The sequence below is a fragment of the Cyanobium sp. Copco_Reservoir_LC18 genome (assembly GCF_009834675.1).
Taxonomy (GTDB): Bacteria; Cyanobacteriota; Cyanobacteriia; order PCC-6307; family Cyanobiaceae; genus Cyanobium; species Cyanobium minutissimum.
The window spans coordinates 12,511-33,200 of the sequence record NZ_ASAC01000003.1 but is presented as its reverse complement, the minus strand read 5'-3'; the positions used below and the strand labels follow the sequence as shown (position 1 = coordinate 33,200).

General features: G+C 71.6%; 21 protein-coding genes and 1 tRNA gene. 7 read left to right on the top strand and 15 right to left on the bottom strand.

What is annotated here, in order from left to right; genetic code table 11:
• Window positions 1-9 precede the first annotated feature (9 nt).
• Together L107_RS00365 and L107_RS00360 are read right to left on the bottom strand one after the other, a co-directional pair.
• On the bottom strand, window positions 10-726 hold the full coding sequence (locus L107_RS00365; RefSeq protein ID WP_106220581.1) for a sugar transferase: 717 nt from the start codon (window positions 724-726) through the stop codon (window positions 10-12).
• A gap of 65 nt (window positions 727-791) precedes the next feature.
• Window positions 792-1,985, bottom strand: a complete 1,194-nt coding sequence (locus L107_RS00360) for a glycosyltransferase (RefSeq protein WP_159815928.1) — start codon at window positions 1,983-1,985, stop codon at window positions 792-794.
• A 107-nt stretch (window positions 1,986-2,092) separates the two neighbouring features.
• On the opposite strand from L107_RS00360, the gene L107_RS00355 reads away from it, so the two are divergent.
• Complete coding sequence (locus L107_RS00355) at window positions 2,093-2,335, top strand: hypothetical protein (protein WP_015108989.1); 243 nt, start codon at window positions 2,093-2,095, stop codon at window positions 2,333-2,335.
• Window positions 2,336-2,360: 25 nt separating this feature from the next.
• On the opposite strand, the gene L107_RS00350 is transcribed toward L107_RS00355, so the two are convergent.
• A tRNA-Ser gene (locus L107_RS00350) sits at window positions 2,361-2,445 on the bottom strand.
• Between the two features lie 63 nt (window positions 2,446-2,508).
• Entirely contained in the window at window positions 2,509-4,506 is a 1,998-nt protein-coding gene (locus L107_RS00345) for a ComEC/Rec2 family competence protein (RefSeq protein ID WP_159815927.1), read from the bottom strand.
• A gap of 128 nt (window positions 4,507-4,634) precedes the next feature.
• Between L107_RS00345 and L107_RS00340 the strand changes: the two genes are divergently transcribed.
• Entirely contained in the window at window positions 4,635-6,305 is a 1,671-nt protein-coding gene (locus L107_RS00340) for a mechanosensitive ion channel family protein (RefSeq protein WP_236550416.1), read from the top strand.
• Here L107_RS00340 and L107_RS00335 read toward each other — a convergent pair whose 3' ends face one another.
• The 5 genes from L107_RS00335 to L107_RS00315 form a co-directional block, all read right to left on the bottom strand.
• Window positions 6,306-7,190 carry a bile acid:sodium symporter family protein gene (locus L107_RS00335; RefSeq protein WP_159815925.1) on the bottom strand — a complete coding sequence of 295 codons (885 nt, stop codon included), beginning with the start codon at window positions 7,188-7,190 and terminating at the stop codon, window positions 6,306-6,308.
• A gap of 5 nt (window positions 7,191-7,195) precedes the next feature.
• Entirely contained in the window at window positions 7,196-7,582 is a 387-nt protein-coding gene (locus tag L107_RS00330) for a YidH family protein (RefSeq protein ID WP_159815924.1), read from the bottom strand.
• Window positions 7,583-8,002, bottom strand: coding sequence for a DUF1622 domain-containing protein (locus tag L107_RS00325; RefSeq protein ID WP_159815923.1), 420 nt, complete (start codon window positions 8,000-8,002; stop codon window positions 7,583-7,585).
• Between the two features lie 3 nt (window positions 8,003-8,005).
• Complete coding sequence (locus L107_RS00320) at window positions 8,006-8,929, bottom strand: formylglycine-generating enzyme family protein (RefSeq protein ID WP_236550415.1); 924 nt, start codon at window positions 8,927-8,929, stop codon at window positions 8,006-8,008.
• Between the two features lie 98 nt (window positions 8,930-9,027).
• Window positions 9,028-10,533, bottom strand: coding sequence for an arylsulfatase (locus L107_RS00315; protein WP_159815921.1), 1,506 nt, complete (start codon window positions 10,531-10,533; stop codon window positions 9,028-9,030).
• A 64-nt stretch (window positions 10,534-10,597) separates the two neighbouring features.
• Here L107_RS00315 and L107_RS00310 point away from each other — a divergent pair, with 64 nt between their 5' ends.
• Together L107_RS00310 and L107_RS00305 are read left to right on the top strand one after the other, a co-directional pair.
• Window positions 10,598-11,635, top strand: a complete 1,038-nt coding sequence (locus L107_RS00310; protein ID WP_159815920.1) for a helix-turn-helix domain-containing protein — start codon at window positions 10,598-10,600, stop codon at window positions 11,633-11,635.
• Between the two features lie 26 nt (window positions 11,636-11,661).
• The gene (locus L107_RS00305) at window positions 11,662-12,687 is read left to right on the top strand and encodes a hypothetical protein (RefSeq protein ID WP_201295752.1); all 1,026 of its coding nucleotides are present in this window, start codon (window positions 11,662-11,664) and stop codon (window positions 12,685-12,687) included.
• 3 nt (window positions 12,688-12,690) lie between these two features.
• Here L107_RS00305 and L107_RS00300 read toward each other — a convergent pair whose 3' ends face one another.
• The 5 genes from L107_RS00300 to hisF all read right to left on the bottom strand — a co-directional run bounded on the left by L107_RS00300 (window position 12,691) and on the right by hisF (window position 15,783).
• Window positions 12,691-12,873 carry a hypothetical protein gene (locus L107_RS00300; protein ID WP_159815919.1) on the bottom strand — a complete coding sequence of 61 codons (183 nt, stop codon included), beginning with the start codon at window positions 12,871-12,873 and terminating at the stop codon, window positions 12,691-12,693.
• On the bottom strand, window positions 12,870-13,748 hold the full coding sequence (gene glyQ, locus L107_RS00295; RefSeq protein WP_159815918.1) for a glycine--tRNA ligase subunit alpha: 879 nt from the start codon (window positions 13,746-13,748) through the stop codon (window positions 12,870-12,872). The genes L107_RS00300 and glyQ overlap by 4 nt, the downstream gene beginning before the upstream one ends.
• 99 nt (window positions 13,749-13,847) lie before the next feature.
• On the bottom strand, window positions 13,848-14,549 hold the full coding sequence (ubiE, locus tag L107_RS00290) for a bifunctional demethylmenaquinone methyltransferase/2-methoxy-6-polyprenyl-1,4-benzoquinol methylase UbiE (RefSeq protein WP_159815917.1): 702 nt from the start codon (window positions 14,547-14,549) through the stop codon (window positions 13,848-13,850).
• A 33-nt stretch (window positions 14,550-14,582) separates the two neighbouring features.
• Entirely contained in the window at window positions 14,583-14,906 is a 324-nt protein-coding gene (locus tag L107_RS00285) for a hypothetical protein (RefSeq protein WP_159815916.1), read from the bottom strand.
• A 79-nt stretch (window positions 14,907-14,985) separates the two neighbouring features.
• Entirely contained in the window at window positions 14,986-15,783 is a 798-nt protein-coding gene (hisF, locus tag L107_RS00280; RefSeq protein ID WP_159815915.1) for an imidazole glycerol phosphate synthase subunit HisF, read from the bottom strand.
• A 43-nt stretch (window positions 15,784-15,826) separates the two neighbouring features.
• Between hisF and L107_RS00275 the strand changes: the two genes are divergently transcribed.
• From L107_RS00275 to L107_RS00265, 3 genes are read left to right on the top strand one after another with little or no spacing between them, the layout of a single operon-like run.
• On the top strand, window positions 15,827-16,039 hold the full coding sequence (locus L107_RS00275; protein ID WP_159815914.1) for a DUF2862 domain-containing protein: 213 nt from the start codon (window positions 15,827-15,829) through the stop codon (window positions 16,037-16,039).
• Window positions 16,040-16,052: 13 nt separating this feature from the next.
• A complete protein-coding gene (gene chlG / locus L107_RS00270; RefSeq protein WP_159815913.1) occupies window positions 16,053-17,069 on the top strand; it encodes a chlorophyll synthase ChlG in 1,017 nt (338 codons plus the stop codon).
• On the top strand, window positions 17,066-19,255 hold the full coding sequence (locus L107_RS00265) for a transglycosylase domain-containing protein (protein WP_159815912.1): 2,190 nt from the start codon (window positions 17,066-17,068) through the stop codon (window positions 19,253-19,255). Before chlG ends, L107_RS00265 begins: the two co-directional genes overlap by 4 nt.
• Here L107_RS00265 and L107_RS00260 read toward each other — a convergent pair.
• A complete protein-coding gene (locus tag L107_RS00260) occupies window positions 19,252-20,682 on the bottom strand; it encodes a 16S rRNA (cytosine(967)-C(5))-methyltransferase (protein ID WP_159816075.1) in 1,431 nt (476 codons plus the stop codon). The two genes, L107_RS00265 and L107_RS00260, sit on opposite strands and share 4 nt — an antisense overlap.
• Window positions 20,683-20,690: the final 8 nt, after the last annotated feature.

Sequence of the window (20,690 nt, the reverse complement as noted above, 5' to 3'; positions counted from 1 at the left end):
CTCCGGCGTTCAGTAGGCGCCGCGGTCGCGGGGGTCGAGCATGACGCCGATGGTGCGCAGGATGATGCGCAGATCCATCAGCAGGGTGCGGCGGCGGGCGTAGCGCACATCCAGCCGGACCCGCTCGGGGTAGCTGAGGTTGTTGCGGCCGGACACCTGCCACAGGCCCGTCAGGCCGGGACGCACCGACAGCACTTCATCCATGCGGCTGCCGTAGCGCTCCAGCTCGCTCTTCACGATCGGACGGGGGCCCACCACGCTCATCTCACCGCGGAGCACATTGAGGAACTGGGGCAGTTCATCCAGGCTGGAGCGGCGCAGGAACTTGCCCAGGCGGGTGATGCGCGGGTCGTTCTTGAGCTTGAAATCGTTGCGGTACTCCTCATCCAGATCCGGGGATTCGGCCAGCAGCTTGGAGAGCAGGCGATCGGCATCCCGCCGCATGGTGCGGAACTTGATGCAACCGAAACTGCGATAGTCGCGGCCCACCCGTTGCTGCACGTAGAACACCGGCCCGCGGGAGGTGACCTTCACCAGCAGGGCCAGGGCCAGCAGCACCGGCGAGCCGAGGGTCAGCACGGTGAGGGAGAAGAGGATGTCACCGGAACGCTTGACGATGCGATCGCGCTTGGACTGGAAGGCGATCAGCTCTTCCGCGGTGAGCACCTGCGCCGGAGCCGTCACAAGCTGCCCAGAGGCGTAGGGGGTCCCGATGGAAGAGAGCATGGGGGACGGGTTCGTTAGAAGAAGTTAAGGATCAGCCCGTGCGGAACTCCAAGCCGCGGGGCCACTCAGATCAGAGGCACAGGACGGCGAAGGCGGCGACGGTGCTGCTGCCACAGCTGGTCGAGCAGCGTTTCCATGCGGCGCCGGAACACCGGGGGAGCAAAGCTCTCCGCCCAGCGCCGCTGCCCTTCCGCCGGCAGGGAGCGCCACAGCCGGCCCGCCTCGAAGTGCTCCAGGGCCGCCGCCAGGCTGGCGGGGGTCTGCTCCGGAAACAGCAGGCCGGTGGGGGCCGGTTCGCCCTCCTGGAGGCAGCGCACGCTGTCGCGCACCCCCCCCTGGCCGAAGGCGATCACCGGGGCACCGGCCGCCATCGCCTCCACCGGCGCGATGCCGAAATCCTCCAGGCCGGCATACACGTAGGCCCTCGCCCGCTCCAGCCAGGCGGCGGTCTCCCGGTCCGGCAGGCGACCGAGGAAGCGGGTGGCCGGACCCGCCATCGCCTCGAGCCGGCGCCGCTCGGGACCATCGCCCAGCACCACCAGGGGCAGGCCGGTGCGCCGGAAGGCCTCCACCACCACATCCACCCGCTTGTTGGGCACCAGCCGGCAGAGGCTGACGTAGACGTCATCCCGGGGCTGGTCCCAGCGGAAGCGCCCCACCGCCACGGGGGGCGGCAGCACGTGGGCGCGCCGGCGCCAGAAACAGCGGATGCGGCGGGCGGTGAAACGGGAGTTGGCCACCAGCGCATCCACCCGGGCGCTGCTGACCACGTCCCACTGGCGCAGCTGGTGCAGCTGCAGCCGCACCAGGGGGCCCAGGGGCCCGCGGGCCAGGGCCGAGCGGGCCAGGTAGGTGTGCATCTGGTCCCAGGCGTAGCGGGCCGGGGTGTGCACATAGCTGACGTGCAGCTGGTCCGGTCCGGTGATCACCCCCTTCGCCACCAGGTGGCTGCTGCTGATCACCAGGGGATGGCCGGAGAGGTCGAGCTGCTCGATCGCCAGGGGCAGGAGCGGCAGATACTGCTGCACGTGGCTCACCCCCCAGGGCAGGCGCTGGATGAAGCTGGTGCGGACGGGGCGGCCGGTCAGCCAGCTGCCGGGGCGGGAACTCTCGCCATCCACCAGGGCGAACAGGGCTGGCGGTGCTCCCCAGCCGCCCAGCAGCCGGTCGAGTTCCTCCACCACCTGCTCCGAGCCACCCACCGAACGGGGGGTGAACCACTCGTGCACCAGGGCGACTGGGCTGGGGAAGGCCTCCATGGCAGGCACCGTAGGCGCCAGTATCACGAAAACTCTCAGCCGATTGCCCTGGCCGGGGTCTCTGCCGAAGCTAAGGCGACGACTGGGATGGCGAGAGCCGGGACACGATGGCGATCCGCGAGCTTCTCGAAGACGCCCTGCAGGAGCCTTCCATCGGGACCACCCCCTGCTTCCGCTGGCATGCCACCTCCGTGGGGATTGCGGCCCTCTGGTGTGACGGCAAGCCGCCTCCGGCGCCGCCCTTCGATGTGGCGCTCAAGGAGGGTCTGCAGGTGGGACTCGACCTCAGCCGGGAGGAACGGGAGTTCCACCAGGTGAAATCCGGCCTGGTGCTGCTGTTCCATTCCTGACGCGCGCAGGCCAGGCCTGACGAAACGGAGAGGGTGGGATTCGAACCCACGGAAGGTTGCCCTTCAAACGATTTCGAGTCGTTCGCTTTCGACCACTCAGCCACCTCTCCAGACCCTGGTGCCCTGACGCACCGCCGCAGCGGAACCATCCGGTCTCCAGGGATCGGCTCACTTTACGGAGCGGTCAGCGCACCGCTGGCCCCACTGGCCCGCCACCCCCGCGGCAGGGGGGCGCCGGTCGGCACGGCACCGCTGAGCCACACCCGGGGCGGGCCGCGCTCCAGCAGGGCCCGCTGCTCGGCGGGCCGGGGCCGGACCCCGAGCCACACACCCTCGCCGGCGGCCGGACGGTCCAGCCGCCAGGTGGTCAGGGCCTGGCGGTCGGGCAGCAGCAGCCAGCGGTGGCGCCCCAGCTGCAGGCGCAGGGCATGGCTGTCCATGGCCAGGGCCTCCACCGCCAGCCCCCGGCTCGCCAGCCGCTGGCCGGCGGCCAAGGGGGCCGCCCCGCCCCCGTAGGCCAGCACCCGCCCGGCCTGGCGGCTCCAGCAGGCCGGATCGTCAGCGGCCACCGGATCCAGCAGCAGGGTCCAGTCGAAGCGGGCCACCCCCAGGGCCTGGGCCAGCTGGCCGGCCTGGCGGCAGCTGAACCCGTCGGCGCGGGTGCTGACCAGGGCGGCGCGGCCCCGGTGCCGGGCCAGCAGCAGGTCGCGGGGGGGACCACCCTCCCCCTGGTGGACCAGCAGCAGCTGGTCGCCGCCCAGCAGCACCAGGTGGACCACCAGCACCCCCACCCCCAGGCCCGCCGCCAGGAATCGCAGGCGCCGGCCAGTCCCCGGCAGCACCAGGGCCAGCAGGGCCAGGGTGAACAGGAGCACCAGCAGGGGCAGGGGCCGGCCGCTCTGCCACTGGGCCAGGGGCAGCCCGGCCACCCCATGGGCGAGCAGGAGCAGCAGCTGGGCCAGCCAGCCCAGGGGCACCAGCAACGGGGCCAGCAGGGGCGGCAGCAGCAGGGCCACGGCCGCCAGGCCCATGGCCCCGAGGGTGAGGGGCGTGAGCAGGGGGGCGGCCAGCAGGTTGGCGGGCACGGCGTAGAGGGGCACCACCCCGAAGTGGAGCAGCTGCAGGGGCAGGGTCCAGAGGCTGGCCGCCACCGGCACCGCCAGGGCCGGGGCCAGCCAGCTCCGCCACCAGCCCGCCGCCCCGGGGGGGCCACCGGGGAGCCGCCGGGCCAGGGCCTGCTCCAGGGGCCGGGCCGTCAGCACCAGGCCGGCGGTGGCGGCGGCGCTCAGCTGGAAGCCCACGTCGTGCAGCCAGGCCGGCCGCAGCAGCAGCATCCCCGCCAGGCTGAGGCCCAGGATCCCCAGGGGCCGTCCGCGGCGGCCGCTCTCCAGCAGCACCAGGGCGATGGCCCCCATCAGGACCGCCCGGATCACCGAGGGCTGGGGCCCCGCCAGCAGCAGGAACACCACCATCGCCCCGGCGCCCAGGGCCAGCCGCGCCCAGCGGCCGAGCCTCCGGCCGATGGCCAGCACCGCCCCCAGCAGGACCGTGAGGTGGAACCCCGAGGCCGCCAGGGCGTGGGACAGGCCGGCAACGCGAAAGTCGGCACGCAGCTCGGCGGGCAGGGGCACCACGGCGCTGCCCAGCACCAGGGCCGCCAGCAGGCCGCCCCGCTCCGGACCCGCCGCGGCCACGAAACGCTCGGCGATGCCGCGGCGCAGATCGGCGATCGGGGTGGCGGGCCGGTGGAGCACCTCCAGCCGCTCCACCGCCAGACGGGTCCAGGCCCCCTGGCGGGCCAGGCGCTCCGCCGGCCCCGCCAGCAGGGGGTGGGGGGCCGGCCGGGGGCGGCGCAGCAGCCCCGTCACCCGCACGCCCCAGCCCTCCCGCAGAGCCGGACAGGCGGCGAAGCCCAGCTCGCTGCGGCCCCCCGCCGTCTGCAGCAGCACCCGGCAGGGACCCGGGCCCGCCGCCACTGCCGCCGGGGCCGCCGCCGGCCTCGCCGTCACCGGGTCGGCCAGCAGACGCCCCTGCAGGATCACCGGCTGGGGCCCATCGCCAGCGGCGAGCAGCCGCAGCGGATCGGCCGGTCCCGGCTGGAGCGGGCGCAGCTGGGCCTGGACCAGCACCACGAGCAGCAGCACCAGCGGCAGCAGGGGGGAGCGGAGCATGCTCCAGGGTTCCCGCCGGCGGCCGCGGGCCCCCGGCGCCATCGACACCGGTGGCAACGCCGCGGGACAATCCCCTCGGCGGATCCCGGGGATCGGTGATGCAGCGGCAGAGATTCACGTGGAGGCCGTTGACCCTCGGACGGCGGATCGCCCTGCTGACGCTGCTGCTCTGCCTCGCGCTTGGTCCTGGGACAGGGCTGGGCCTGGGCCTCGATCCGTCAAGGCCAGCCTGGGCCGGCGAGGAAGGCGCCACGGCGGCCGCGCAGGGCTGTGCGACCACCCCTCTGTTCATCGGTCTCGATGGCCGCCGCGACCTGGAGATCCGCCGGGCCCCCGCCGCCCAGCGGCTCGACGACTACGTGCGCCGCGCCAACGCCCGCCTGCTGGAGCTGGCCCAGGATCACACCGTCCAGCCCCACCAGCTCGTGGTCCAGGACGAGGCCCCCTTCTCCCTGGTGGGCGTCAGGGAGCAGGACGGTCGTTTCCTGCCCGAACTGGCCGTGGGTGATCGCGCGGCGGCCTGCTTCGGGTTGACGCGGCAACAGCTGGCCGTGCGCTACCGGGACGGCATGCGGCGGGCGATCACCAGCTACCGGGGCAGCCACACCCTCGCGTCCTGGTTGAGGGGAACCGCCCTGGCGGCGCTGGTGCTGGGGTTCTACATCCTGTGGCTGCGGGTGCAGGGGGGGCTCAACAGGCGGGTCGAGCGGCACTTCGCCGAACGCCCCCGCTTCGTCATGCAGGAGCTGAGTCGCCTGGGCCTGGGCGGGTTCGTCGAGCTGGACCATGTGCGACAGCTCATGCAGTGGCTGCGCCAGGTGGTGCACTGGTCGCTGGTGCTGGTGATCAGCTACCTGCTGATTCCCCTGCTGCTGGGTTTCTTCCCACCCACCGAAGCCATCGCCGAAGGTCTGCGGGGACAGATCAGGACGGTGGTGCTGGGTTTCCTCGGCGGCATCGTGCAGGCGATCCCCAATCTCGTCTCGATCGGGGTGATCCTGGTCATCACCGTGCTGGCGATCCGGGCCAGCCAGTCCTGGTTCCGGGCCATCGACCACGGCCGGATCCGGCTGCCCGGTTTCTACCAGGAATGGGCCCTGCCGACGGCCCGGCTGGTGGCGATCCTGCTCTGCCTGGCCGGCCTGGCGGCGGCCTTCCCGTACATCCCCGGCTCCGGCAGCAAGGTGTTCCAGGGGGCTGGACTGTTCATCGGCGCCCTGGCCGCCCTGGGCTCCAGCGCCATCGCCAGCAACATCATCAGCGGCCTGATGCTCATCTACACCCGGGCCTTCCGGGAAGGCGACCGGGTGGAGATCAACGGGGTGGTGGGGGTGGTGCAGGACCGGGCCCTGCTGGTGACCCGCCTGCAGACACCGCGCAACGAACTGGTGAGCATCCCCAATGCCAGCGTGATCGGCGCCTCGGTGGTGAACTACAGCTTCTCCCGCCGGGAGATCGGCCAGCCGGTGGCGATCGCCACCACGATCACCATCGGCTACGACGTCCCCTGGCGCCAGGTGCAGGAGCTGATGCTGGCGGCGGCGCGGAGCGTGTCGGGCATCACCGACGAGATCGAACCGTTCGTGCTCCAGACCTCCCTCAATGACTTCCACATCAGCTACGAGCTCAATGCCTTCGTGCGCGAGCCGGGCACCTACCGCCAGACCCTCTCGCAGGTGCTGGCGGCGCTGCAGGATCAGTTCGCCGCCGCCGATGTGGAGATCCTCTCGCCCGGCTATCACGCCATCCGCAACGGCAACCGCAGCACCGTGCCGAAGACCGGCGACCCGAACGGCTGATCAGCCGGAGGGCGCCAGCTCCCGCTGCTGCCAGCACAGGAACAGGGTGGTGACGATCACGGTGATCAGCACGTAACCCAGGATGCCGGGGATCAGACCCGGGAGCGCCCTGCCGTAGGTGAGGGCCAGCTGGGCGGCCAGGCCCGTGTTGCGCATGCCCGTCACCAGGGCCACGGTGCGGCGCTCCAGCGGGTCGGGTCCGGCCAGGCCGTAGCCGATCGCCAGGCTGAGCACGCTGAGCACCGCCATCACCGCCAGAGCCACCAGGTTCTGCTGCAGGAAGGGCAGCAGCTGCTTGCCGCCGAGCAGCAGCAGGGCCACCAGCATCACGATCAGCAGCAGGGTGGCCAGGGCCCCGAGGGTCCGGCTGCAGCGGCTTGCCAGCTCGGGCTGCCACTGCCCCAGCAGCACCCCGGCCACCACCGGCAGCACCTGCACCTTCAGCACCTGGCCCGCCACCTGGGCCGGAGTGATGCCCCACTCGACCATCTCCCAGCCGCGCAGTCCGGCGCCGGCACGGAACACCATTTCCAGCAGCGGCACCGTGACGATCGCCAGCAGGGCCGCGCCGATCTGCAGCCGGGCGGCCAGCTCGGCGGTGCCGCCAGTGCTGCGCACCCGGAACAGGATCAGGGGGGCGCTGGGGCAGGCCAGCATCAGGGCCATGGCCACCCAGGCGGGCCGGCTCAGCAGGCCGTGCAGAGGGAGCAGCACCAGAGCCAGTCCGGCCAGGGGCACCAGCACACAGGTGCCCAGCAGCACGCGCCAGAGAAAGGCGGAGCGATCCCTGAGCAGCCGAAACGGGTAATCCTTCAGCCCCAGCCCCAGGCTGAACATCAGCGTGACGATGGTGGCCGTGACAACAAAGGAGGCGGCTTGGGGCATGGACATCAACCGAGAGGGGAACCCATCACCAGCAGCACAAAGGCGAACGCACCGATGACGGTGAGTGCGATCGCCGTGATGGTGCTGATCGAACGCTGATCGGCATAGAGAAAGTCGTCGCGCCGGATCAGCTTGAGGGTGCGCAGGTGCTGGCGGGTCGCGGCGGCCATCGCCAGGATGCCGACGAGCACGAAGCCCATGGACACCAACCGCACACTCAGGCCGGCATGGGCGCTGCCATCGAAGCGGCTCCTGTTGATGGCGCCGATGATCTTGTCGAGCCCGAAGCCGAAGCTGATCAGCGAGAGGCAGGTGCGGATCCAGGCCATCAAGGTGCGCTCCGCGGCCGCCCGGTTGCGCTCCTTGGCCAGTTCGTTGTTGAGGTTGGCCATCTAGGGCGAAAGGGATTCGGTGGTGGAACGCGGCTCACGCTGCTGGCGCTGGGTCTCCTCGAACTTCTGCTCCAGCTCCACTTCACGGCCCAGGAAGACGTTGAGGAAGGTGCGGATCACGGCGATGACACCCAGCTGGATCAGGTTCTGGTTGGAGGGGGCGGTGGTGGTGGCGACGATGTCGGCGGCCAGCTGGAACTCCAGGGCCATCGACAGCCAGCTGCCGAAGGTGAGCCGGAGGCCGTTGAAGCGCCGGCTCATGGGTTCGCGGCCTCGGCTGGGGCCCAGCCGCTGGCGCACGGCCAGGCGCAGGGTGGCCGCGAAGCCCAGCGCCACGCACACCAGCGACACGCCCTCGAGCAGGAAGCGGAGGCCGACGGCGAACCGATCGAGCCACTCCACCAGGGGCAAGGCCGGCATGGATCAGCCCCTCACGACGCAGCGGAAGCCCATGTGGCAGGTGGAGGTGTCGATCCCCTGGGCCATGCGCGCCGCGGGTCGGTAGCGGCGGCAGTAGCTGGGGGCGCACAGAAAGGAGCCACCCTTCACCACCTTGCGCGGCTGGTTCCCGTGCTGGGAGCCCGGATCGATGCTGGCCTCCCGCTCCGCCCCGCGGGGGCTGTCGATGGTGCAGCAGCCGCCGGCCCGCTTGTGCCCCAGCACGACGGCCGCATGGCCGCCGTACCAATCGTCGGTCCACTCCCAGACGTTGCCGATCATGTCGAGCAGGCCGTAGCCGTTCGGCGGGAAGGCCCCCACCGGCGAGGTGCGCTCCCAGCCGTCGAGGAGGCTGTTGTGGTGCGGGAAATCCCCCTGGAAGGTGTTGGCCATGGGCCGGCCGCCGGGGTGGAGCTCATCCCCCCAGGCGAACTCACCCCCCTGGCGGCCGCCACGGGCGGCCCGTTCCCACTCGGCCTCGCTGGGCAGCTGCTTGCCGGCCCAGGCGGCGTAGGCCGCCGCGTCCCCATGGGCCACGTGCACCACGGGGTGGTGCTCCCGGGTCCGGATGGAACTGCCGGGGCCCTCGGGATGGCGCCAGCAGGCCCCCGGCCGGTACTGCCACCAGCGGTAGGGATCACCCGTGCCGATCGGCCCGGGCGGCGGCACGAACACGATCGAAGCCGGCGACAGCAGCTCCGGCAGGGCTCCCGGATAGTCGGCCGGATCGGCCGGCCGTTCCGCGAGGGTGATGTGCCCCGTGGCCTTCACGAACTTCTGGAACTGGGCGTTGGTGATCGGGGTGCGGTCGATCCAGAAGCCCCCCAGCGCCACCCGGTGGGCCGGGGCCTCCTCCGGGTAGTGGACGTCGGAGCCCATCTCGAAGCTGCCCGGGGGAATCCAGACCATGTCCCGCGCCGGCGGACGCCCCGGCCTCCCGGCCGGGGCGGATCGCGTCGGGGAGGGGGAGCGCTCCGGGGTCATGGGGGGCGGCGGCGGCGAGCCCCTCAGTGGCCGCCGCTGGCGGCGGCGGTCATCTTCTCGATCACATCCTCCAGGGAGAAGCTGGCCGCCTTCTGGCGGGGCGGATAGGCCTGGAACGTGGCCAGGAACCGGCTCGCGATCACCTGGGCCGGCACAAGGGCGAAGGCGTGGTCGAGCATCCAGTCCCAGTAGGTGTTGGAGGTGATGTCGGCCCGCTCGTAGGGATCGGTGAGCAGGTTGAAGATCTTCGGCACCCGCAGCGGCGTGAAGGGCTCGGCCCAGACCTGCAGGGTGCCGGTGGCGCGCTGCTCCATGAACACGAACTTCCAGTTGTCGTAGCGCAGGCCGGTGAGGTCGCCATCGTCGGAGAAATAGAAGAATTCCACCCGGGGGCTCTTCTCGCTCTGGCCGGTCCAGTAGTCGAGCATGTTGTAGCCATCCAGGTGGATCCGGAAGGTCTTGGAGCCCACCGTGTGGCCCTCCAGCAGCTTCTCCTTGATCTGTGGCTCCCCGGCGGCGGCCAGCAGGGTGGGCAGCCAGTCGAGGTGGCTGACGATGCCGGTGTAGAGCGTGCCGGGGGCGATCCTGCCGGGCCAGCGCACCAGGGCCGGCACCCGGTAGGCCCCTTCCCAGTTGGAGTTCTTCTCGTTGCGGAACGGGGTCATGCCGGCATCGGGCCAGCTGTTCATGTGGGGCCCGTTGTCGGTGCTGTACATCACGATCGTGTCATCGGCGATGCCCAGCTCATCGAGCAGGTCGAGCATCTCGCCGATGCAGTTGTCGTGATAGATCATCACGTCGTGGTACTCCGACTGCCAGCGCCCCGCCTGGCCGATGTCCTGGGGACGGGCATGGGTGCGGAAGTGCATGTGGGTGGTGTTGAACCACACGAAGAAGGGCTCACCGGAGGCCACGGCGTCACGGATGAAGCGCTTGGCCTCGGCGAGGAACTCCTCATCGCAGTTCTGCATCCGCTTCTTGGTGAGCGGGCCGGTGTTCTCGATGCGCTGGGTGCCATCACCGTTGGCCCAGGTGTGCAGAACGCCGCGGGGGCCGAAGTTCTTCTGGAAATCGGGAAAGTCCTCCGGCTTGGGATAGTCGGGCAGTTCCGGCTCCTCCTCGGCGTTGAGGTGGTAGAGGTTGCCGAAGAACTCATCGAAACCGTGCATCGTCGGCAGATGCTCGTCGCGGTCGCCGAAGTGGTTCTTGCCGAACTGGCCGGTGCGGTAGCCCAGCGGCTGCAGCAGTTCGGCGATGGTGGGATCCTCGGCGCGGTAGCCCAGCTCGGCGCCCGGCAGGCCCACCTTGCTGAGGCCGGTGCGGAACACGCTCTGGCCGGAGATGAAGGCCGCCCGGCCGGCGGTGCAGCTCTGCTCGGCGTAGTAGTGGATGAAGCGGCCGCCCTCGCTGGCAACCCGATCGATGTTGGGGGTCTGGTACCCCATCAGGCCGTCGCTGTAGCAGCTGAGGTTGCTCTGGCCGATGTCATCGCCCCAGAGGATGAGGATGTTGGGCTGGCCGTTGGGCATGGCGGGGAACACCCGGCGGGTGGGGGAGTGGGGTAGGAAGAGGGTTCAGGGCCCCCTTTGTCACGTGACGGTCGCCACGGATCCGGAGGACACGCCCCCAAAGGATGCACAGAGCGGAACGATCCGAACACTCAGAAAGTGCGCTTCCGCCGCCCCCGTCTCCCGCTCCGTCCAGGACATCGCCCGTCTGGAGGGGGTGCTCAACCCCCTGCTGCCCGTGCAGCTCACCCAGCTGGCCGGAGGCCTGCTGAGCAGTGAGCTCCTGGCGATCGACCTGGGTGAGCTCCAGGTCCTGCGGCTGCACCTCGATCGGCCCCTGCACGGGGGTGGGGCCAAACCCGCCGGCCGCCAGCTGATCGCCCTCGACCTGGAGGAGACCCCGGGCCGCCCCGTGATCCGCTCCCACGGCCTGGAGCTGCCGGCCACGGCGTTCTTCGGCCTGGCCGCAGGCGGTGAGATCCACCTCACCACCCCCGAGCGCTGCAGCCTGGCGGTGCTCAGCCTGGAGCGGGACCGGTTCCTGCGGTGGGCCCGCGAGCTGGGCGGACCCGGGCTGGAGGAGCCGCTGGACGGTGTCAACTGGGAGGCGATCGATCCGCTGCGCTTCCAGGGGGTGAGGGCCTGCCTGGGCCGGATCTTCCGCCTGGCCGAGCGGTCGCCGGCCCTGATGGCGGATCCGGCGCTCCGCCGGCGGCTGGGCGGGGATCTGGTGCCCCTGCTGGTGGAGGCCCTGGTGCACCGCACCGGCCATGGCGAGCGGCTGGCCCGGCCGCCGGCCCGGATCGAGCTGGTGAAGGCGGCCCAGGCCTGGATGGCGGAGCATCCCCAGGAACCGATCAGCCTCGATGGGCTCTGCCGCCAGGTGGCGGTCGGCCGGCGCAGCCTGCTGCAGGGGTTCCGGGAGCACCTGGGGATGGGTCCGATGGCCTACCTCAAGATCCGCCGCCTGCACGGGGTGCGGCAGGCCCTGCTGGCGGCCGATCCCCGGGCCACCACGATCGCCGAGCTGGCCGCCGCGTGGGGATTCATGAACGCGGGGCACTTCGCCCGCGATTACCGCGGCCTGTTCGGCGAACATCCCCGCACCAGCCACCGGGCCTGAACGTCCTGACCAACCTTCCCTACCCCATGAACGCGCCCACGCCCCTCCCGCTGCCCGTCCTGGCCGGCCTGGCCCTGGTGCTGCCGGTCCTGGGGCCGGCGGCCAGCCTGGCCGACCCGGCCCGGGGCCGGGCACCGGAGGCCCCCTGGATCGGCCAGGAGCTGCGACTGCCGCCACCGGCCCCGGCCGTGGCCCAGGCGCCGCCGGCCGCGGCGGGAACAGCCCCGGCGGAGACGGTGCCCGACCCCGCCTGGAGCGGCACCGTCGAGCTGTACGGCTTCGCACCGCTGCGCACCACCGGTTTCACCACGATCCGCGGCCGCCAGGCCGATGTCGACCTGGGGCTGGGGCAGATCCTGGACGCCCTGCGCTTCAACGCCTCCGCCCGCGGCAGCATCGAGAAGGGCCGGCTGGGGCTGCAGGCCGATCTCTGGTACGTGAGCCTGGCCGACCAGTCGGGACGTCTGGACCTCCCCAGCCGACAATTCCTGGGCGCGAGCGCCAGCGTGGGCCAGACACTGGGCATCTACGATCTCGCCGTGCGCTACCGGTTCGGCGAGCGGGAATCGGCCCTCGGCCGGCCCGGCGCTGTGACGGTGATTCCCTATGCGGGTGTGCGGCTGATCTCCGGCCAGCTGAGTCTGGCGGCCGGCGTCGAGGGGCCCTTCGGGCGGACCCTGCTCGAGCCCACGCGCGACTTCCAGCGCACCTGGGTGCAGCCGCTGGTGGGCACCCAGGCCACGGTGTTCCTGTCGCCGCGCCTGCGGGCCTTCGCCCGCGGCGACATCGGCGGCTTCGGCCTGGCCGGCCAGCAGGACCTCAGCGGCAACGCCCAGGTGGGCCTGGGCTACGCCATCGGTGACAACACCGACCTGAACCTGTCCTGGCGCCTGATGGGCCTGACCTGGGCCAACGGCGGCGACCCTGCCAACGCATTCGCCACGTACCAGAACGGCATCGAGGTGGGGGTGAAAGTCTTCTTCGGCGGCGCCCCCCGGGGCCTGGCGGTGGCCACCGCCCCGACCACCGAGCCCACGCCCACGGCGCCCTGAGCCTCAGAAACTCGGCAGCTTGAGCATCAGCTCACAGAGCTGGGGGCTGGGGAGCTCCTGACCCAGCAGCGGCGCGACCAGGGCGGCCAGGGGCCGCAGCCGGCAGGGCCAGATGGCCCGCTCGGTGAGGCGGCCGGCCTGGAAGGCGCCAAGCACCAGCACGGCCACCAGCAGGGTGCGCTTCACGCCGGCGGGGCGTCCAGCAGGGGGAAGCCCAGGGCGCGGCGCTCCTCCAGCCAGGCCTCGGCCACCTGCCGCGCCAGGTGGCGGATGCGGCCGATGGTGGCGGTGCGTTCGGTCACCGAGATCACGCCGCGGGCCTCCAGCAGGTTGAAGGTGTGGCTGCACTTGAGCACATGGTCGAGGGCCGGGGCGGGCAGCCCGGCCGCCACCAGATCGGCGGCCTCGGCCTCATGCAGGGCGAACAGCTGCAGCAGGCGTTCGGGGTTGGAGGCCTCGAAGTTGTAGGTGCACTGCCCCTTCTCGAACGGCAGCCAGATGTCGCCGTAGCTGCGCTCGCCGTTCCAGCGCAGGTCCCAAATGCTCTCCACATCCTGGAGGTACATCGCCAGCCGCTCCAGGCCGTAGGTGATCTCGATCGACACCGGCCGGCAGTCGATCCCGCCGCACTGCTGGAAATAGGTGAACTGGGTCACCTCCATGCCGTCGAGCCACACCTCCCAGCCCACGCCCCAGGCGCCGAGGGTGGGGGATTCCCAGTTGTCCTCCACGAAGCGGATGTCGTGGTCGGCGGCGTGGATGCCGAGGGTCTCGAGGGAAGCCAGGTAGGTCTCCTGGATGGCGTCCGGGGAGGGCTTGATCAGCACCTGGTACTGGAAGTAGTGCTGGGCCCGGTTGGGGTTGTCGCCGTAGCGGCCGTCGGTGGGACGCCGGCAGGGCTCGGGGTAGGCCACCGCCCAGGGCTCCGGGCCGATCGCCCGCAGCACGGTGTGGGGGCTCATGGTGCCGGCGCCCTTTTCCGTGTCGTAGGGCTGCAGGATCAGGCAACCCTGGTCGGCCCAGAACCGGTTGAGGCTGGCGATGATGTCCTGGAAGAGCATGGTGCGCCGGTCGGGTACGGGCCAGGACGGCAGGGAAGTCGGCTTGATGCTGCCAGATCGGTGATCGGCGATCACGGCGGCCAGGCCGCCGGAGGGGCCTCAGACCTGCAGCTCCAGCAGCCCCATCAGGCCGCCGGCCAGGGGGCGATGGCGGGCCGCGGCGAAGCCGGCGGCGCGGGCCAGGTCCTCCTGGGCCGGACCGGTGGGGAAGCGGGCCAGGCTCTGCTCCAGCCAGGCGTACTGCTCGGGCAGACCCACGGCACGGGCGGCCGGCACCACCAGCCGGCGCAGGTAGAAGCGCTGGAAGGCCGCCGGGGCTGAAGCGGGGTCGGGCCGGTTGAAATCCAGCACAACCGCCCGCCCGCCGGGCCGCAGCAGGCGCCGCAGCTCCACCAGGCCGGCGGCGGGATCGGCCAGGTTGCGCAGGCCGTAGGCCATCACCGCCCCGTCGGCCCAGCCATCGGCCAGGCCCGTGGCCAGGGCATCCCCCTGCCGCCACTGCAGGGGCAGCCAGGGCTGGCGCGCCGCCCGGCGCTCGGCGATGGCCAATGGGGCGGCGGCCGCATCCAGGCCCAGCACCAGCCCGCCGGGCCTGACGCGGGAAGCCAGCAGCAGGGCCAGGTCGCCGGTGCCGCAGCAGAGGTCGAGCAGGCGCTGGCCGGGGCGGGGGCCCAACCAGAGCAGGGCCTGCCGCTTCCAGAGCCGGTGCAGTCCCAGGCTGAGCAGGTCGTTCAGCTGGTCGTAGCGGGGGGCGATGGTGTCGAACAGATCGCTGATCTGCCGGGGATCAACGGTGGCCAAATCGGGCAGAACGGGGGACGGCGGAATAGGGCCTCAGCCCTCGCCCTGCAGGGTCAGGGAGTCGTCCCAGGGCAGCACGATCGCATCCAGGCTGACGCCGGAGAGCTCCGGCTCGGGAGCCGCCAGACCACGGGCCTCTAGCCGCACCGGGCTGGTGAAGGTGAGCACCATCACGGTGGCCAGGCCCACCGCCGCCGAGCACACCATGCAGCCGGCCAGCATCAGGGAGAACTCGCGGCGGTCGGTGGCGGCCTGCATCAGCTGGAGGGCCCAGGCCACCAGGGCGATCACCACCAGCACCACCACAAGCGCGATCACGGTGAACAGGGGCGTCGGCAGCAGCAGGAAGGCGTTCACCGATGCACCACGAACCACGAACGTTTCCCAATGTTACGGCGAGTGAAGCAAGCGGTGCGATCGCCGCGGCCCGGGCTGCTCAACCCACTGCCAGGCCCGTCAGCAGGGGTCGCAGCGGCAGGCCCCGGCGCAGCAGGTCGGTCTTGATCTCCTCGACGGTGAGCACCCCGTCATGGAGCAGGGAGGCCAGCAGGGCGGCCGAGGCACCGGCGACCTCGAGGGCCTCGGCGATGTGATCGATGCAGCCGGCGCCTCCGGAGGCGATCACCGGCACCTCCACCGCCTCGACCACCGCCCGGGTCAGGGCGAGATCGTATCCCGCCTGGGTGCCGTCCCCGTCCATGGAGGTGAGCAGGATCTCCCCGGCCCCGAGGGCCACCACCCGCCGCGCCCAGGCCACCGCATCGAGGCCGGTGTTCTCCCGCCCCCCCTTGACGAACACATCCCAGCCGGGAGGCTCCTCACCGGCGGAAGGCCGGCGGCGGGCATCGATGGCCACCACGATGCACTGGCAGCCGAAGCGGTCGGCGCCGGCCGTCACCAGCTCGGGGCTGCGGACCGCCGAAGAGTTGAGACTCACCTTGTCGGCGCCGGCCCGCAGCAGCTCGGTGATGCCCTCGACGCTGACGATGCCGCCACCCACCGTGAAGGGGATCGTCACCGCCTCGGCGGTGCGGCGCACCATGTCGACGAGGGTGGCGCGGCCCTGGTGGCTGGCGGCGATGTCGAGGAAGACGAGCTCATCGGCCCCGGAGGCGCTGTAGCGACAGGCCAGTTCCACCGGGTCGCCGGCGTCGCGCAGCCCGACGAAATTGACCCCCTTCACCACCCTGCCGTCGGCCACGTCGAGACAGGGGATGATCCGCTTGGCTACCACGGGTTCGCTGTTAGGGTTGCGCGACTTTCTAATCGCGCCGGACATGACCCAGGCTGGCATCACCATCGGTTCGAAGGTGCGGGTCACCCGCGTGCGCGATCGGATTCCGGCCGATCTGGTGGCCGCCCTCAAGGCCGATGCCACCGGCACGGTGAAGGATTTCCGTGTCACCGACGGCACCGGCATCGGTGTGGTGGTGGAGCTCAGCGGCGGCACCACCACCTGGTTCTTCGACGACGAGATCACCCCTGCCTGAGACGGCCCAACCCATGAGCCAGAGCCCCGAACCCAGCGCCGGCTCCCCAGGCGTCTCCGGTGGCGCCCGTCAACTGCTCGGGATGAAGGGGGCCGCCGGCACCTCCAACATCTGGAAGATCCGGCTGCAGCTGATGAAGCCCGTCACCTGGATCCCCCTGATCTGGGGGGTGATCTGCGGCGCGGCGGCCTCCGGCAACTTTCACTGGACCCTGCCGGAGGTGGGGGCCTCCGTGGCCTGCATGCTGATGAGCGGGCCGCTGCTGGCCGGCTACACCCAGACCATCAACGACTACTACGACCGCGAGATCGACGCGATCAACGAGCCCTACCGGCCGATTCCCTCCGGGGCCATTCCCCTCGACCAGGTGCGCCTCCAGATCATCGTGCTGCTGCTGGCCGGGCTGGCGGTGGCCTGGGGCCTGGATGTCTGGGCCGGCCACAGCACCCCGGTGCTGCTGCTGCTGGCCCTGGGCGGCTCGTTCGTGAGCTACATCTATTCGGCGCCACCGCTGAAGCTGAAGCAGAACGGCTGGCTCGGCAATTATGCCCTGGGGGCCAGCTACATCGCCCTGCCCTGGTGGGCCGGCCAGGCCCTGTTCGGCCAGCTCACCTGGACCACGGCCCTGCTCACCCTGGCCTACAGCCTGGCGGGGCTCGGCATCGCCGTCGTCAACGATTTCAAGAGCGTCGAAGGGGACCGGGCCCTGGGACTGCAATCACTGCCGGTGGTGTTCGGAGTCCAGCGGGCCAGCTGGATCAGCGCCGGGATGATCGACATCTTCCAGCTGGCGATGGTGGCGGTGCTGATCGCCATCGGCCAGCACTTCGCCGCCGTGCTCCTGGTGCTGCTGATCATCCCCCAGATCACCTTCCAGGACATCTGGCTGCTGCGTGATCCCGTCGCCTTCGATGTGAAGTACCAGGCCAGCGCCCAGCCGTTCCTCGTGCTGGGGATGCTTGTCACCGCCCTGGCGATCGGCCACAGTGACCTCACCCCTATCGCTGCGCTGACGGCACCGCTGCCATGACCAGGGTGGGCCTGTCCACGGCCACCACCGGCCCGCGGCAGCCCGGTGAGCCTCCGCCCAGCCGCCCTTCCAGAAGCTCCGGCTGGCGCCTGCTCGCCCCGGCCGTGGCGGCCACCGCCGTGGGCGGGCTCGTCGCCCTGGGGCAGACCACGCTGGTGCGCGCCCTCGACGGGATGCTGCCCGATGCGGGCCGCATCACCAGCTTCAACCGGCCGGGGACGATCACGATCCTCTCCTCCGACGGCCAGGTGGTGCTCAAGAAGGGGCCGGCCACCCGGGAGAAACTGCCCGCCGGCAAGATGCCGCTGCTGATCCAGCGCGCCTTCGTGGCCGCCGAGGACCGGCGCTTCTACCAGCACGACGGCATCGACCTGTTCGGCATCAGCCGCGCCGTGCTGCGCAACCTCCAGCAGGGGGCCGTGGAGGAGGGCGCCAGCACGATCACCCAGCAGCTGGCCCGCACCGTGTTCCTGAGCCAGGACCGCACGATCATGCGGAAGCTCAAGGAAGCGGCCCTGGCCGGAAAGATCGAGCGCCAGCTGAGCAAGGAGCAGATCCTCGAGCAGTACCTCAACTACGTGTACCTGGGCTCCAGCGCCTACGGCGTCTCCGATGCGGCCTGGATCTACTTCTCCAAACGTCCCGACCAGCTCACCCTGCCGGAGGCCGCCCTGATCGCCGGCCTGCCGCCGGCCCCTTCGGTGTATTCGCCGCTGGTGAATCCGGAGGTGGCGCTGCGGCGGCGCTCGATCGTGCTGCAGCGCATGCGTGAGGCCGGCTTCATCGACGATGAACAGCTGCGGCGCGCCGAGGCCGCCCCCCTGGCACTGAAGCCGGCGGAACCGAAGTTCTTCTACAACCCGGCTCCCTGGTACACCAGCTGGCTGGAACAGGAACTGCCCAAGGTGCTCAGCAAGGAGCAGCTGGAGGTGGGCGGGCTCACGATCCGCAGCGGCCTGAATGCGGCCTGGCAGGCGGAGGCCCAGAAAACGATCGACTCCTACGCCACCGGCAGCATGGAGGGGGCCCTGGTGGCCATGGAACCCGGCACGGGGCTGGTGCGGGCGATGGTGGGCGGCAAGGACTGGGAGAAGACCCAGTTCAACCGGGCCTCCCAGGCGCTGCGTTCCCCGGGCTCCACCTTCAAGCTGTTCGTCTACCTGACGGCCCTCAAGCTGGGGATGAAGCCGGAGGACACGGTGCTGGATTCGGCCCGCTGTTTCGGCAAGTACTGCCCCAGGAACTTCGGCAACCGCTACATGGGCCGGGTGAGCCTGGCCACCGCCCTGCAGAATTCCCTCAACATCGTGGCGGTGGGGCTGCTGCAGAAGCTGGGCTACGACCCGGTGATCGCCACCGCCAAGAGCCTCGGCATCCACCGGGAACTGGGCCGCTACCTGTCGATGGCGATCGGGGCCAATGAACAGACGGTGCTCGACATGACCGCCGCCTATGCGGCGCTGGTGAACCGCGGCGTCTACATCCAGCCGCTGCCCTTCGAGGAGATCTACGGGCCGGAGGGGGAACTGCTCTGGTCGCGCCGGGCCAACGGCCCCCGCGGCACCCGGGCGGTGAGCAGCGACATCGCCGATGCGATGGTCTGGATGCTGCAGCAGGTGGTGCGGGGCGGCACCGGCGGCGGCGCCGCCCTGGCCGACCGGGCGGTGGCCGGCAAGACGGGCACCTCCGAGGGGGGTCGGGACCTCTGGTTCATCGGCTCCATCCCCCAGCTCACCACCGGCGTCTGGCTGGGGTACGACAACAACCGCGAGACGGGCACCACCAGCGTGCTGGCCACCTACGCCTGGCGGACCTTCATGGAACCGGTCACCAAGGGGATGCCGGTGAAGGCGTTCCCCCCCAAGCCGACCCTCACCGGCAGCTTCAAGCCGGTGCCGGGCAAGAGGAGCACCGAGCGCGATGCCCGGCCCCAGGACAGCGGCAGCCGCGAGACCCCGGGCTGGCAGGCGCCGGATCAGGAGCCCAGCCGCCTCACTCCCCCCGACCGGGAGCCGCCCACCGAGCAGCCGCCCTCCCAGGCCGATCCGACCCAGACGGCACCCCCGAACAATCCCGTCGCCGCCCCCCGCTCCCGCGACGCGGCCATCCCGCCGCCGGCGCCGCCGGCGGAGCCCGCCGCCCCCCTGCCGCCACCGCCCCCCGTCGCCGCCCCGCCGCCGCCCTAGGCGGTGTCCGGCCCCCGCAGCAGGGCGGCGTAGAAGCCGTCGCCGCCACCGCACTCCGCCGCCGCAGGGGTGGGCCACCACTGACGCTCCTCCAGCAGGCTCCAGTCCGGATGGGCCGCCAGCAGCGCGGCGATCAGGGCGCTGTTCTCGCGCGGTTCCACCGTGCAGGTGGCATAGAGGAGCCGGCCGCCGGGGGCCAGCAGCGGCAGCATCGCCTCCAGCAGCTGGCGCTGCAGGATCACCAGCCCGTCGATGGCCTCAGGGGTGATCCGCCAGCGGGCGTCGGGGTGGCGGGCCAGGGTGCCGAGTCCCGAGCAGGGGGCATCCAGCAGGATCCGCTCGAAATGGCCCCGCCAGTGGGGCTTCAGCTCCCCGAGGCCGGTGGCGTCGGCGGCCAGGGAACGGATGGTGGTGAGCCCCAGCCGTTCGGCGTTGCGATCCAGCCGCCGCAGGCGGGCTTCGGAGCGATCCAGGGCCCACACCTCGCCCCGGTCACCGATCAGCTCGGCCAGGTGGGTGCTCTTGCCCCCCGGGGCGGCGCAGGCATCGAGGATGCGCTGGCCGGGCCGGGGGTCGAGCAGGGGGGCGATGGCCTGGGCGCTGCGGTCCTGCACGCACCAGAGCCCCTCGCCGTAGCCCGGCAGCTCGCGGGGGTCCCCCACCCGCTCCAGCAGGGTGAGGCCATGGGGGGCCCCGGGCAGGGCGCGGGCGGCCACACCGGCCTCTTGGAAGCGCAGCAGCAGGGCCTCCCGGCTGGTGCGCAGGCCATTGACCCGCAGGTCGAGGGGGGGCACCGCGTTGCAGGCCAGGGCGAAGGCCTCGGCCCGCTCCGGCGGCAGCCAGTCGAGCAGCCCGGCGCTGAGCCAGGACGGCAGGGAGCGGCGCAGGGCCAGGGCGGCGGCGGGGTCGGCCGGCAGCGGCAGCCCGTCCCAGGGCTCCAGACAGGCTCCGGCGCCGGGCTGCCGTTCGCGCCGCCGCAGCAGGGTGCGCAGCAGGCCGTTCACCACCGGCGCCAGGCGGCCCAGGCCGGCGCGCTTGGCCAGGGCCACCGTGGTGCTCACCGCCGCCGCCGCCGGCACCCGGTCGCTGAACAGGAGCTGGTAGAGCCCCACGTGCAGCAGCCAGCGCAGGGCCGGGGGCTGACGCTGGGCGCTCACCTTGCCGAGGGCATCGATCCAGCCGTCGAGCAGGATCCGCTGGCGGATGGCCCCGTAGGCGATCTCGGTGGCCAGGGCGCGGTCGGCCGGCGACAGACCACCGCCGGCGCGGGCCAGGGAGGCCAGCTCCCGCTCCAGGGCGGCATCGGCGTAGGCCCCGGCCGCGACAGCCTGCAGCACCTGCCAGGCCAGCTGCCGGGAGGCCAGGCCGGGGACGACGTCGCTGGCGTGAATCGGCGGGCTCCCGGGACGGTTCCATCCTTTGTACAGGAGCGCAG